This is a genomic window from Croceibacterium segetis, from assembly GCF_011320115.1.
Lineage (GTDB): Bacteria > Pseudomonadota > Alphaproteobacteria > Sphingomonadales > Sphingomonadaceae > Croceibacterium_B > Croceibacterium_B segetis.
The window spans coordinates 138,369-151,224 of the sequence record NZ_JAANOZ010000006.1; the positions used below are offsets into that span (position 1 = coordinate 138,369).

Here is a 12,856-nt window from a genome sequence, read left to right on the forward strand (position 1 = left end):
CGTTTCGGTCATTCGAGCGCTGCGTTGGCGCGGTCGAGCAACTCGAGCAGACGCCGGTGCTCGTTTGCGCCAAGTGCGTCGCGGACCGCGTCTTCGCCCTTGCGCACGCGTTCGAACATCGCCTTCATCGCCGCCTCGCCCGCGGGCGTGACGGTGAGGTGGTTGCGCCGGCGGTCGCTCGCCGAGCGGTCGCGCGCGGCGAGCCCGCGCTTCTCGAGCTCGTCGACGATGCCGACCAGCGCCGACTTGTTGAGGCCCGCGGCCCTGGCCAGCACGGTCTGGCTCGAGCCGGGGTTGGCGGCGATCAGCGAAAGCACCGTAAGCGAGCCGGTCGGCAGGGCGAACTCCTCGAGCGCGGCGATCGAGCGCGCGGCAAGGGCGTTGCGCAACAGACGAACGCGCGGACCGACGGAATCCGCCAACTGCCCCCACTGGTGTCTCGTCGCGTGATCCGTCGCCATGCCGCCTGCTCGCATCGGCGGATTGGTTTTGCAACCGTTGGTTCGATCAACTATTTTGCCGATGAACCAATCCGAGGATGCGTCCATGCAGGTCAACCCGCTCCACCCGCTGTTTGCCGCCGAGCTGGTCGGCGCCGACCTGACCGTGCGGCCGAACGAGCAACTGGTCCGCACGGTCGAAGACGCGATGGCGCTCTACGGCGTGCTCGCCATCCGCGACGCGGAGATTTCCGATGAGCAGCAGATCATGTTCAGCCGCGCCTTCGGGCCGCTCGAGATCCCTAGCCGCGTGCCGGGCGCCGCTCGCCCGGTCGGCAAGCGCCGGATCACGCCGGAGATCTTCTATGCCGGCAACCTCGACCACGACGGCGAGATCGTCCCCTACGGCTCGGATCCGAAGAGCCTCGCCAAGGGCGCCGAGCGCTTCCACACCGATTCGAGCTTCCACACGATGCCGACCAAGTGGTCGCTGCTGCACGGCGTCGAGACTCCGCCGCCGAGCGTCGGGGGCGACACCTGGTTCGTCGACGCCCGGGCGGCCTACGACGACCTGTCCGACGCGATGAAGGCGCGGATCGAGAATCTCGTCGGCCTCCACGACTTCTGGGAGGGCCGCAAGCTCGCCGGATTCAAGGCCGAGATCACGCCCGAGATGCGGCTGGTCATCCCGTTTCCGACGGTCAAGCACTCGCTCGTGCGGACGATGCCATACGGCCGCAAGACGATCTACGTCGGCGGGCACTGCTTCGGCATCGAGGGCATGGGCGCCGAAGAAGGGCTGGCGCTGGTCGAGGAGCTTTACGCCCACGCGACGCAGGAGAAGTACGTCTACCGCCACCAGTGGCGACAGTGGGACCTCGTCATCTGGGACAACCGCTGCACGATGCACGCAGCGACGCCGCTGCTCTCGGATCGGTACCGCCGCGACATGCGCCGGACGACGATCAACGAGAGCGGGCCGGAGACGAGCGCCTACGAATGGATGGGTCTGGCCGATGCGGCTTGAACCGGAGTAGACTCAGTCACCCGGCCATCCAGCCGCTTACCAGTCGATCGGCCCGCGGCCGGCTTCGCTCAGGAATGCGTTGGTCTTGCTGAACGGTCGTGAGCCGAAGAACCCGGCATGCGCCGACAGCGGGCTCGGGTGCGCGCTGCTCAGCACCAGGTGGCGCTTGCTCTGCGCCAGTTGCGGCACGTTGAGCGCCTTCTTGCGCGCATGGCTGCCCCACAGGATGAACACACTCGGGGCCGCACGCTCGGCGACCGCCGCGACCGCCGCATCGGTGATCGCTTCCCAGCCCTTGCCGGCGTGGCTGCCGGCCTTGGCTGCCTCAACGGTGAGCGAGGTGTTGAGTAGCAACACCCCCTGCCGCGCCCAGTGCTCGAGGTTGCCGGTGCCGCGGCGGGCGACGCCGAGATCGCTCTCGAGTTCCTTGTAGATGTTGACCAGGCTCGGCGGGACCTGAACCCCGTCGGGCACCGAAAAGCACAGTCCGTGCGCCTGGCCGGGCCCATGATACGGGTCCTGCCCGAGAATCACCACTTTCACCTGGTCGAGCGGGGTGAGCTCGAGCGCTCTGAGCCGGGTGCCTTTAGGCGGGTATATAGTCGCTCCGCGCTCTTCCTCGGCGCGGAGCCAGCCGCCGAGACGCCGGCTTTCGGGCAACGCCAATGCCGGTTCGAGCGCCGCGCGCCAGCTGTCGGGAACGGTGTCGGCCATGAACACGGCTTAGCGCGCATGCAAGGCGCCCTCCAAGCAAGGCTTTTCCTCTTTCCCCAATGTCACTAAGGCCACCTGAATGACTGTTCATTTTCACGAAGAAGACCTGCCCGCCGGCGTGCTCGCGCCGGGACCCGTCGCGGTCGATACCGAAACCATGGGGCTGGTCACGCCGCGCGACCGCCTGTGCGTGGTGCAGATTTCCGATGGCCAGGGCGACGAGCACCTCGTCCGCTTCGCCCGCGACAGCCGCTACGACGCGCCCAATCTCAGGGCGGTGCTGGCCGACCCCGCGCGGCTGAAGATCTACCACTTCGCCCGCTTCGACCTCGCCGCGATCGAGCATTACCTCGGCGTGGTCGCCGCGCCGGTGTTCTGCACCAAGATCGCCAGCAAGCTGACGCGAACCTACACCGACCGTCACGGGCTCAAGAACCTGGTCAACGAACTGCTGAACGAAGACATCTCCAAGCAGCAGCAATCGAGCGACTGGGGCGCCCCGGAGCTGAGCGAGGCCCAGCGTGACTATGCCGCGTCGGACGTTCGTTTCCTCCACCGGCTGCACGACGTGTTCGTCGAGCGCCTGCTGCGCGAAGGACGGATGGAACTGGCCCAGGCCTGCTTTGCTTTCCTTCCTGCACGCGCGCGGCTGGATATCGCCGGCTGGGCAGACAGGGACATCTTCAGCCACGACTAAGGTGCGCTGAGGCAAGAAAGCTCGAATGACAGCCAAGGCCGACCAGATCAGGGAGCGCCGCCGCGCCTTCGCCGCGCCGGGGAGCCAGCTCGACCGCACGGTGCGCTGGCTCGCGGTCGGCTTGCCCGCGGCTGTTGGCGTGATCTTCGCACTGATGGTGGTAACCCCGCTCGGCCCGCGCGGCGAAGTCAGCTTCCTGCTCGACCGCAACAAGGTCCAAACCACCGCCAACCGCCTGGTGGTCGACAACGCGGTCTACCGCGGCGAGGATGGCAGGGGCCGTCCGTTCTCGCTGTCCGCCGGTTCGGCGGTGCAGCACTCGGTCAGCGAGCCGGTGGTGCAGATGCGCGACCTCGTCGGCCGCATTCTGCTCGACGAAGGGCCGGCGCAGATCACCGCCGAGCTCGGCCGTTACAACTACGATACCCAGCAGGTCGCGGTCGACAGCGAGGTCAGGTTCGTCGCCGCCGACGGTTATCAAATGAACACCCGCGGCGTTTCGGTCGACCTCGACAAGAAGACCATGGTCGGCAGCGGCGGCGTCGCCGGGGAAACTCCCGCGGGCACCTTCTCGGCGGATTCGATCGAGGCCAACCTCGCCACGCGCACGGTTGCCTTGCAGGGGCGCGCGCGGTTGCACATGATCCCGGGCAAGATGCAGGTGCCGCATTGAGCGCTTCCCCCGCTAGCCGCCAATCGCTAGGGATTGCACCGATGAAAAGCCGCTCGCCCCTCTCCCGTCTGGCCTTGCGCGGGCTCGCCGCGGGCGCGCTCGCCGGCGCCGCCGCGGCGCTCGCATTCGGCTCGCAGGCGGGGGCGCAGGCGATCGCCGGATTCAATTCCGACCAGCCGGTCAACTACGCTGCCGACCGCATCGAACTGCAGGACAGACAGAAACGCGTGGTGCTCTCCGGCAATGTCCAGATCGACCAGGGCGACCTCCGGCTGACCGCCGCGCGCACGACCGTCGCCTACACCAACGACGGCGGCCTGAAGATCCAGCGGATCGACGCGACCGGCGGGGTCGTCGTCACCCGCGGCAACGAACGCGCCAGCGGCGCGGCGGGCGTCTACGACTTCAATCGCCGGGTGATCGTCCTGTCGGGCGGCGTCGCGCTGCGCCGCGGCGCCGACACCCTCAATGGCGGGCGCCTGACGATGGACCTCAAGTCCGGCCTCTCGACCGTCGACGGCGGCGGCGGCCGCGGCCCCGGCGCCACGCAGAACGGCAGCGGACGGGTGACCGGGACCTTCACGGTACCCAAAAAGCAGTAACCTTCAACCAGATAGCGAGCCTGTTCCGGGTCGGCGCAGCGCTGTGCGCTACGCGGCTTGTAATGCCCGGCGACCGGGGTAAGTACGTAGCGAATGAGCAAGTCCACACGCTATTTTTCGGCCCCGTGTCGCCGTCGATCTGCGATGGGTCGGGGCCTGCACGCCGGTCAGCCGGCGCGATAGCCTCGCCGCAAGCCAATGCGCATCCTCGTTTCCGACTACTCGGGACATCCGTTCCGCGTGGATAATCAACGACCGAATGCATGGTGATTACAAATAACACGCCCACCGCAAACGAGGTTTGCGGTCGGGAGTTCGGGTGGCGACGCCATGAACGGCACGCCATCGCCAGACAGACCAAGGCTGCCGCTGCCACCATCAAGTATCTCAAGAGGCCCGCCTCGAGTCAGATTTTCCGGAAATCATTATGAGCGCGGTTCGGCGTCCTGAGGCTAAGGACTTCCAGCCGTTCGACGGGTAACATCGCCGGTTCGAATCCGCCCAAGCTAAAACCCGTCGGCCACTGGCGGAGCGCAAACCAACTATCCTGCCAAATGTGCGCGCATCCGTCCTCAACATCTTCGAACCGCTCGAACAACTTCGAACCGCTCGGCGACGCGGCTGAGGGCGGTGTTCTCGGCCGAGGCAAGCGTAACGACGGCGAGGCCCGCCAGAAGGGCCGCCGCTGTTACCAGAACGAACAGCAAGCCGCGCAGGCGCTGCCCCGGCGCGCGCGACACCTCAAGGATCGCCAACACAAAGACGACCGCCACGGAAATCAACGCAGTTCCCGCACGCGAGCCAGTCATCATCGTCGCCGCTAGGAAGAACAGGACATCCCGACCATCAGGCCGAGTACGGCTCGCCAATCAAGCATCATAGGGGCCATTTTTGCAGGGTCCGAGAGGTAAGACGCGGCGAGCGCGGCGAATGGCAGGAAGTCGATCAGGAGCACATCGGCTTGGGCGTTCCGATTGGCCTGGAAGCCGGTGATCCAGCCCACATGGAATTGGCTGTAGACGTTGATCCCGCGATTGCCGGCAAACAACTGAAGACTACCGAACAACGCGCTGACCAGCGTCGTCGCCACGATCGCCGTGATGGCAAGGTGCGACCGCGCTGATCGAGGCGAGCACCGCGTAAGCGCAGCAAATGACCGGGATGATGGTCAGCAAGGAGGCGAGCGTGCGGCTCCAAGAAAGCGAGAACGGCGGCCACCCTCGCTCGTTGCCGGGCGGGGATGACGCGTCAACCGCATCCCGCCGCGCGCGCATGGTCGTCCAGATCGAGGGCGGAAGCGGAACCAATTGCGCGACGGGTATCACCAGCGGAATGGCGATGCACACCGCAAAGGCGATCTCGAGCACGAGTTCGGTCGTCGGATTGGGAGAGCCCCGACCGGCAAGGATTACAGCGAACATCAAGTTTAATGGCGCCCGAAGACTTAATGTTCACGAGTGACCCAGCCATTTTCTTTTGCATCTGCGAAGTTGCCCGGCACACATCCCAAAAATGGGGCATTTCACCGCACCCTTCCGGTTCGCGCCGCCATGTGCCATGGCGCGCGGCATCAAGCGAACGGCAAAAAGTAAACATGAGCGAGCTTCTCAAGATCAGCCTTCCCGACGGTTCGGTGCGCGAAATGCCTGCCGGTTCGACCCCCGCCGATGTCGCCGCGGCGATCGGGCCCGGCCTCGCGAAGGCCGCGATCGCGGCCCGCGTCGACGGGGAGGTGCGCGACATCACGCGCCCGTTCGAGGGCGATTCGCAGCTCGCGCTGATCACCGGCCGTGACGAGGCAGAGGCGCTCGAGCTGGTCCGCCACGATTACGCGCACGTGCTGGCGGAAGCGGTCCAGGCGCTCTGGCCCGACACCCAGATCACCTTCGGCCCTTCGACCGACGATGGCTTCTACTACGATTTCGCCCCCGGCGAGCGCGGGCCGTTCACCGAGGAAGACCTGCCCCTGATCGAAGCGAAGATGCGCGAGATCATCGCCGCCGACAAGCCGCTCCGCCGCGAAGTGTGGACTCGCGAGCAGCTGATCTCGCGCTGGCGCGAGCAGGGCGAGACGTTCAAGGCCGAGTGGGCCGCCGGGCTGCCCGAAGGCGAGGAGCTGACGGTCTACTGGTCGGGTGGCGACTGGCTCGACATGTGTCGCGGACCGCACCTCGCGAGCACCGGCAAGCTCGATCCCGCGGCATTCAAGCTGACGCGCGTCTCGGGCGCCTACTGGCGCGGCGACCAGAACAACGCGATGCTCAGCCGGATCTACGGCACCGGCTGGCTCAACAAGAAGCAACTCGACGCGCACCTCTTCCGACTCGAGGAAGCGGGCAAGCGCGACCACCGGAAGCTCGGCCAGGAGATGGATCTGTTCCACTTCCAGCCCGAGGCGCAAGGTTCGTGCTTCTGGCATCCCAAGGGCTACCTGATCTGGCGCGAACTCGAGCGTTACATGCGCCGTCAGCTCGATGCGGCCGGCTACGAGGAAGTGAAGACCCCGCAGCTGATGGACGTGCGCCAGTGGGAGAAGTCCGGCCACTGGGGCAAGTACTCGGAGAACATGTTCGCGGTGCCCGACGAGGTGCCGCAGGCCGAAGGCGAAGGCCCGGTGATCAGCGGTTCGGGCGAGATGATGGCGCTCAAGCCGATGAACTGCCCGGCGCACATCCTCGTCTTCAAGCAGGGCATCAAGTCCTACCGGGACCTGCCGATCCGCATGGCCGAGTTCGGCTGCTGCCACCGCAACGAGCCGCACGGCGCACTGCACGGCCTGCTGCGCGTGCGCCAGTTCACCCAGGACGATGCGCATATCTTCTGCCGCGAAGACCAGCTGGTCGAGGAAGTGGCTCGCTTCTGCAACCTCCTCGACGCGATCTACCGCCAGCTCGGCTTCGAGGAATACGCGATCAAGCTCGCGCTACGGCCGGAGAAGCGTTTCGGGTCGGAAGAGATGTGGGACTGGGCCGAACAATCGCTGCGCGACGCGGTCGCCAGCACGGGCCGCAACACCGCCGAATGGGGGTGGGAAGAGCTGCCCGGCGAAGGCGCGTTCTACGCCCCCAAGCTCGAGTTCCACCTGACCGACGCGATCGGCCGCACCTGGCAGGTCGGCACGCTGCAGACCGACACCGTGCTGCCCGAGCGGCTCGACGCGTCATACGTCGGCGAGGACGGCGAGCGTCACCGGCCGGTCATGCTTCACCGCGCGATCCTCGGCACGTTCGAACGCTTCATCGGCATTCTCATCGAGCATTACGCCGGCAAGCTGCCGCTGTGGCTGACGCCGGTGCAGGCGGTGGTGGCGACGATCGTGTCCGACGCCGACGACTATGCGAACGAGGTGTTGGCCAAGCTGGCGGCCGCGGGCCTGCGCGCCGAAGCCGACCTGAGGAACGAGAAAATCAACTACAAGGTGCGCGAGCACTCGGTCGCCAAGATCCCGCACATGCTGGTGGTCGGCAAGCGCGAGGCCGAGGAAGGCACCGTGGCGCTGCGCACGCTCGGCGAGCAGCAGCAGCGGGTCCTGAGCGTCGACGAGGCGATTGCCTGGCTCCAGGGCGAGGCGACCCCACCCGACTTGCGCTGAGCTTTCGTTTGATGCTTTGAGTCGTGCAATGCGCAGGTCGGCGCCGCGCCTCAACCCCGCAGCTCCGCGCCCAGCTTGGCCGCGGCGGCGACGATCCGCTCGGAAATGATCTTCAGGTCCGAGTCGGTATAGCTCTTTTCGCCCGGCTGGAGCGTGACCTCGATCGCCAGCGACTTCTTGCCCTCGGGTACACCGGTTCCCCGGAAATCGTCGAAGATTCGCGCCTCGGCGATCTCGGCCTTGTCGGCGCCGCGTACCGCTCGCTGCAGGTCGCCCGCGGGCAAGGCAACATCCACCAGGAAGGCGAAGTCGCGGACGACAGGCTGTAATGCCGGCGGAGCGTAAGGTGCGCGGGCGAAGCTCGGCGTTCCCTTCTTCGGCGGAATCGCGTCCAGATGAATGCCGAGCGCGGCTACCGGGCCATCGATGTCGAATGCCTTGAGCGTGCCCGGGTGGATCATGCCGAAGCTGGCCAGCTGGTTCTTCGGCCCGAGCCGCAGCGTGGCCGATTGGCCGGGGTGATAGACGCGGCCCGCCTCCCCCATGACCTGGAGCCTGTCGACCGGGGCGCCAGCGGTTTCGAGCAGGTAGAGCGTCAGGGCCTTGGCGTCGAAAGCGTCAAACGGCTTGGCCTTGCCGCCTTGCCACGACCGCGCCTCGCGCTCGCCGGCGAGCACGCAGACCAGCGTCGGATGTTCGCCATCGGCGAGGTAGCGGCGACCGATCTCGAACAGCCGCACGCTCGATGCGCCGCGATCGAGGTTGCGGCGCACGGCCGAGAGCAGCCCCGGGAGCAGCGAGGGCCGCATGACCTTCAATTCCTCGCTGATAGGATTTTCGAGCACCCAGGCGGCCCCGTCGACAGCCTCGGCTTCCTTTTCCGAAATGAACGACCAGGTGATCGCCTCGTTGAGCCCTCGCGCGGCGGCGGCGCGGCGCAGCTTGCGCTCGGTCGCCTGTTCGGGCGTGGCGGTCGGCCGAGCGACGCCATCGGTGCGCGGCAGCGGCACTCTGTCGACGCGATCGAGCCCGTGGATGCGGACAACTTCCTCAACGATATCGGCGGGCCCTTCGATGTCGTGGCGGCGCAGCGGCGCGGTGACCCGCCAATCGGGCGAGACGCGGAACTCGAGCGCCTCTAGCGTGCGAAGCTGCTCCTCCTCCGAGATGGCAATGCCGCCAAGCCGTTCCGCGAGACCAGGGTCGTACTCGATCACGGTCGGCGTGCTCGGGGGCGAGCCGGCACGGACCAGTTCCGACGCCTCGCCGCCGCAGATCTTGAGGATCAACGCGGTCAGCAGGTCGAGCCCTTCGTCGAGGAACGCCGGATCGACCCCGCGCTCGAAGCGGGTGCGGGCGTCACTGGCGAGCCCGAGCTTGCGTCCGGTGGCGCCGATCCGCTCGGGGTCGAAGTAGGCGATCTCGAGGAGCACGTCGGTGGTGGCGTCAGACACGCCCGAATGCTCGCCGCCCATGATCCCGGCGATGTCGTGCACGCCGCTGTCGTCGGCGATCACTGTCATGCTCGAATCGAGCGTGTAGGTCTTTTCGTTGAGCGCCAGAACCTGCTCGCCGTCCTTCGCGCGGCGCGCGACCACCGCGCCCTTGAGCTGGGCGAGGTCGTAAGCATGCGCCGGGCGGCCGAACGCCAGCATCAGGTAATTGGTGATGTCGACCAGCGCCGAAATCGGCCGCTGCCCGGCGGAGAGCAGCCGCTGCTGCATCCACTCGGGCGAGGCGCCGTTGCTGACGCCGCGGATCACCCGGCCGTAAAACGCCGGGCAACCCTCGGGATCGTCGGTGCGGATTTCGACCGGGCAGGGGAAGCTGCCCGCCACCGGCTCGACCCGGTACGGCTTGAACCTGCCGAGGCCTGCCGCCGCGAGGTCGCGGGCAATGCCCTCGACGCCCATGCAGTCGGGCCGGTTGGGAGTGATCGCCACGTCGAACACCGGACTTGTGCCGCGGTAGTCGGCGAAACTCGCGCCGACCGGCGCGTCGGCCGGCAGTTCGATGATCCCCTCGTGATCGTCGCCGAGCTGCAATTCCCGCGTCGAGCACATCATGCCGTTGCTCTCGACCCCGCGGATCGCCGTCTTGCGCAGTTCCATGCCGTTCGCCGGCACGATCGCGCCCGACATCCCAAACACGCCTTTCATTCCCGCGCGCGCGTTGGGGGCGCCGCATACCACCTGCAGGGGTTCGCCTTCACCAGTGCTGACCGTCAGCACCTGGAGCTTGTCGGCGTTCGGATGCGGCGCCGCGGTGAGCACTTCGGCTACGCGGAAGCCGGTGAGCCCTTCGGCCGGGTCCTCGAGCCCCTCGACCTCGATGCCGATCTTGTTGAGCGCGGCGGATATCTCCCCGGCCGAGGCATCGGTATCAAGGAACACCTTGAGCCAGTCGAGCGAGAACTTCATGCCCGCGCTCCTACGCCCGCCGAAAGGGTCGGCTGGTCGAACGGCGAGAAGCCGTAGTGCCTGAGCCAGCGCACGTCGCCGTCGAAGAAGGCGCGCAGATCGTCCATCCCATACTTGAGCATGGCGAGGCGATCGACACCGACGCCAAAGGCGAAGCCCTGCCATTCGTCGGGGTCGAGGCCGCTCATCTCGATCACCCGGCGGTTGACCATGCCGCTGCCGAGCAGCTCCATCCAGCCGTGCCCCGGTTCGTCGCCCGAGCCACCGAGCACCCGGCGGCCGTTCTCGAGCGCGAAGCCGACGTCGGCTTCGACCGAAGGCTCGGTGAACGGGAAATAGCTCGGCCGCAGCCGCAGGACGATGTCCTCGCGCTCGAAGAACGCCTTGAGGAAGGTCTCGAGCGTCCACTTAAGATGGCCCAGGTGAATGCCGCGATCGATCACCAGGCCTTCGACTTGGTGAAACATCGGCGTGTGGGTCGCATCGCTGTCCGAGCGGTAGACCCGGCCCGGAGCGATGATCCGCAGCGGCGCGCCCTGGCTGACCATCGTGCGCACCTGCACCGGACTGGTGTGGGTGCGCAGCAGCATTCGATGGTCCACACCCTCTTGCTGAGGGAAATAGAAGGTATCGTGCATCGCCCGCGCCGGGTGGCTTTCAGGCATGTTGAGCGCCGTGAAGTTATGCCAGTCGTCCTCGATCTCGGGACCCGTGGCGACCGCGAAGCCCATATCGGCGAAGATCTCGGCAAGCTCGTCCATTACCTGGCTGACCGGATGCACGGAGCCCTTGGGTACCTCGGACGCGGGCAGTGTGAGGTCGAGCGTTTCGCTCGCGAGGCTCGCCTCGAGCGCCGCGTCGTCGAGCGCGGCCTTCTTCTCGGCGAGCGCATTGGCGATCTTTTCGCGCGCCGCCTGGATCGCCGGCGCGGCTTTCGTGCGCTCCTCCGACGCCATGGCGCCGAGACTCTTCAGCGCCAGGCTGATCCAGCCCTGCTTGCCGAGCGCGGCGATGCGGATCGCCTCCACCGCGTCGACATCGGCAGCCGCGTCGATCGCGGCAAGCGTTTCGGAAATCCTCTGATCGTCCATCGTGCAAGTCCGCTAGATCAATTGCGCACAAAGAAAAAGCGCCACCCTCGCGGATGGCGCTTCAACTCCTCGGCGCGGATGCGCCAAATCAGGCCGAAGGCAGCGCCTGCTTCGCCTGCGCGATGATGGCGGTAAACGAACCGCCCTCGTTCATCGCGAGGTCGGCCATGACCTTGCGGTCGAGCTCGATGCCGGCGAGCTTAACGCCGTGCATGAACTGCGAATACGTCAGGCCTTCGGCGCGAACCGCGGCGTTGATCCGCTGGATCCACAGCGCGCGGAAAGACCGCTTCTTCACCTTGCGGTCGCGGTAGGCATACTGCCCGGCCTTTTCGACCGCCTGGCGGGCGACGCGAATGGTGTTCTTGCGGCGGCCGCGATAGCCCTTGGCTTGCTCGAGGATCCGCTTGTGTTTGGCGCGGGTGGTAACGCCGCGTTTGATACGGGACATGCTCTAGTACTCCTGTCTCTAAACCCGGCTCAGTCGAGGCCGTAGGGGGCCCACTTCTTGATCGTCCGAGCATCGGCATCGGCGATCACGGTGGTGCCGCGGTTCTGGCGGATGTACTTGGCATTGTGGCTGATCAGGCGGTGGCGCTTGCCGGCGACACCATGCTTGACCTTGCCGGTGGCGGTGATCTTGAAGCGCTTCTTCACACCGCTCTTGGTCTTCAGCTTGGGCATTTCAGTCTCCTTTCGGGGACACGTCCTAGCCAGCCCTGGCAGCCCTTTTGGCCAGACCGGCAGATAATCACGTGTCGGTGAAGGACGCGCCCCTAGTCGCTGGGCGCGCGAAAGGCAAGCGTCAGTGCGCGTGCCCGTGGTGGCCGCCCATCGCCTCGAGCACATCGTCGAGCCGCGCCGGATCTCCAAGCGCCAGCACATGACCGTCTGAGGCGGCGTGCAGGGGCTCGCCGTTCCAGTCGCACATCATCCCGCCGGCGCCTTCGACGACCGGGACCAGCGCGGCGAAATCGTGCAGCTTGAGACCGGCCTCGCACACTATATCGAGGTGGCCCGAGGCGAGCATCGCGTAGTTGTAGCAGTCGCCGCCCATGATCATCCGCCGGTGATCGGTCGCCTGGGCGAGCGTCATGAACACGTCGCCCTGGTCCTGGGTGAAATAGTGCGGTCCCGTAGTGGCGAGCGCCGCGTGCGACAGTTCAGGGCAGGCACGGGTGACGACTGGCTGGCCGTTGAGCGTCGTCGGCTCTCCCGCTACGCCGAGCCAGCGCTCGCCGAGGACCGGCTGGTCGATCACCCCGAGCACTGGAAAGCCGTCGACCAGCAGCGCGATCAGGGTGCCGAAAGTGGCCCGCCCGGCGAGAAACGCGGTGGTGCCGTCGATCGGGTCGAGCACCCATTGCCGGCCCGAGCGGCCCTCGGTCGTGCCGAATTCCTCGCCGGCGACACCGTCCTGCGGCACTTCGGCGGTGAGGAGCTTGCGCATCGCTTCCTCGGCGGCGCGGTCCGCCAGAGTCACCGGCGTCGCGTCCGCCTTGCGCTCGTGGTCGAGCCCGCTGCGGAAATGCGGCACGATCGTCGCCCGCGCGGCGTCGGCGAGTCGGTGGGCGAGGGCAATTTCGGCGGCGAGATTCAA

15 protein-coding genes are annotated in these 12,856 nt (G+C 66.8%); 5 read left to right on the plus strand and 10 right to left on the minus strand.

Features of this window, described 5'->3' with window-relative positions:
* Positions 1-8 precede the first annotated feature (8 nt).
* The gene (locus tag G7B69_RS09000; protein ID WP_243415095.1) at positions 9-422 is read right to left on the minus strand and encodes a MarR family winged helix-turn-helix transcriptional regulator; all 414 of its coding nucleotides are present in this window, start codon (positions 420-422) and stop codon (positions 9-11) included.
* Positions 423-546: 124 nt separating this feature from the next.
* Here G7B69_RS09000 and G7B69_RS09005 point away from each other — a divergent pair, with 124 nt between their 5' ends.
* Complete coding sequence (locus tag G7B69_RS09005) at positions 547-1,467, plus strand: TauD/TfdA dioxygenase family protein (RefSeq protein ID WP_166178377.1); 921 nt, start codon at positions 547-549, stop codon at positions 1,465-1,467.
* 36 nt (positions 1,468-1,503) lie between these two features.
* On the opposite strand, the gene ung is transcribed toward G7B69_RS09005, so the two are convergent.
* Complete coding sequence (gene ung, locus G7B69_RS09010; protein WP_166178379.1) at positions 1,504-2,181, minus strand: uracil-DNA glycosylase; 678 nt, start codon at positions 2,179-2,181, stop codon at positions 1,504-1,506.
* A 79-nt stretch (positions 2,182-2,260) separates the two neighbouring features.
* Here ung and G7B69_RS09015 point away from each other — a divergent pair, with 79 nt between their 5' ends.
* The 3 genes from G7B69_RS09015 to G7B69_RS09025 are packed head-to-tail and all read left to right on the plus strand — an operon-like array spanning position 2,261 to position 4,153.
* Positions 2,261-2,878: a ribonuclease D gene (locus G7B69_RS09015; RefSeq protein ID WP_166178381.1), complete on the plus strand. Its 618-nt coding sequence runs from the start codon at positions 2,261-2,263 to the stop codon at positions 2,876-2,878.
* A gap of 25 nt (positions 2,879-2,903) precedes the next feature.
* Complete coding sequence (lptC, locus tag G7B69_RS09020) at positions 2,904-3,551, plus strand: LPS export ABC transporter periplasmic protein LptC (protein ID WP_166178383.1); 648 nt, start codon at positions 2,904-2,906, stop codon at positions 3,549-3,551.
* A 41-nt stretch (positions 3,552-3,592) separates the two neighbouring features.
* On the plus strand, positions 3,593-4,153 hold the full coding sequence (locus G7B69_RS09025) for an LptA/OstA family protein (RefSeq protein WP_166178385.1): 561 nt from the start codon (positions 3,593-3,595) through the stop codon (positions 4,151-4,153).
* Positions 4,154-4,725: 572 nt separating this feature from the next.
* Here G7B69_RS09025 and G7B69_RS09030 read toward each other — a convergent pair.
* The 3 genes from G7B69_RS09030 to G7B69_RS09040 are packed head-to-tail and all read right to left on the minus strand — an operon-like array spanning position 4,726 to position 5,520.
* Positions 4,726-4,965: a hypothetical protein gene (locus tag G7B69_RS09030; protein ID WP_166178387.1), complete on the minus strand. Its 240-nt coding sequence runs from the start codon at positions 4,963-4,965 to the stop codon at positions 4,726-4,728.
* An 8-nt stretch (positions 4,966-4,973) separates the two neighbouring features.
* On the minus strand, positions 4,974-5,243 hold the full coding sequence (locus G7B69_RS09035) for a hypothetical protein (protein ID WP_166178389.1): 270 nt from the start codon (positions 5,241-5,243) through the stop codon (positions 4,974-4,976).
* Positions 5,209-5,520, minus strand: a complete 312-nt coding sequence (locus tag G7B69_RS09040) for a hypothetical protein (RefSeq protein WP_166178391.1) — start codon at positions 5,518-5,520, stop codon at positions 5,209-5,211. Before G7B69_RS09040 ends, G7B69_RS09035 begins: the two co-directional genes overlap by 35 nt.
* Positions 5,521-5,747: 227 nt before the next feature.
* Here G7B69_RS09040 and thrS point away from each other — a divergent pair, with 227 nt between their 5' ends.
* On the plus strand, positions 5,748-7,745 hold the full coding sequence (gene thrS / locus G7B69_RS09045) for a threonine--tRNA ligase (RefSeq protein ID WP_166178393.1): 1,998 nt from the start codon (positions 5,748-5,750) through the stop codon (positions 7,743-7,745).
* Between the two features lie 50 nt (positions 7,746-7,795).
* Here thrS and pheT read toward each other — a convergent pair whose 3' ends face one another.
* From pheT to G7B69_RS09070, 5 genes are all read right to left on the minus strand, one after another.
* Positions 7,796-10,165, minus strand: coding sequence for a phenylalanine--tRNA ligase subunit beta (pheT, locus tag G7B69_RS09050; protein WP_166178395.1), 2,370 nt, complete (start codon positions 10,163-10,165; stop codon positions 7,796-7,798).
* Complete coding sequence (gene pheS / locus G7B69_RS09055) at positions 10,162-11,256, minus strand: phenylalanine--tRNA ligase subunit alpha (RefSeq protein ID WP_166178397.1); 1,095 nt, start codon at positions 11,254-11,256, stop codon at positions 10,162-10,164. The genes pheT and pheS overlap by 4 nt, the downstream gene beginning before the upstream one ends.
* A gap of 88 nt (positions 11,257-11,344) precedes the next feature.
* Positions 11,345-11,707: a 50S ribosomal protein L20 gene (rplT, locus tag G7B69_RS09060; protein WP_166178399.1), complete on the minus strand. Its 363-nt coding sequence runs from the start codon at positions 11,705-11,707 to the stop codon at positions 11,345-11,347.
* A gap of 29 nt (positions 11,708-11,736) precedes the next feature.
* Complete coding sequence (rpmI, locus tag G7B69_RS09065) at positions 11,737-11,940, minus strand: 50S ribosomal protein L35 (protein ID WP_055923571.1); 204 nt, start codon at positions 11,938-11,940, stop codon at positions 11,737-11,739.
* A gap of 121 nt (positions 11,941-12,061) precedes the next feature.
* Positions 12,062-12,856, minus strand: coding sequence for an inositol monophosphatase family protein (locus tag G7B69_RS09070; protein WP_166178401.1), 795 nt, complete (start codon positions 12,854-12,856; stop codon positions 12,062-12,064).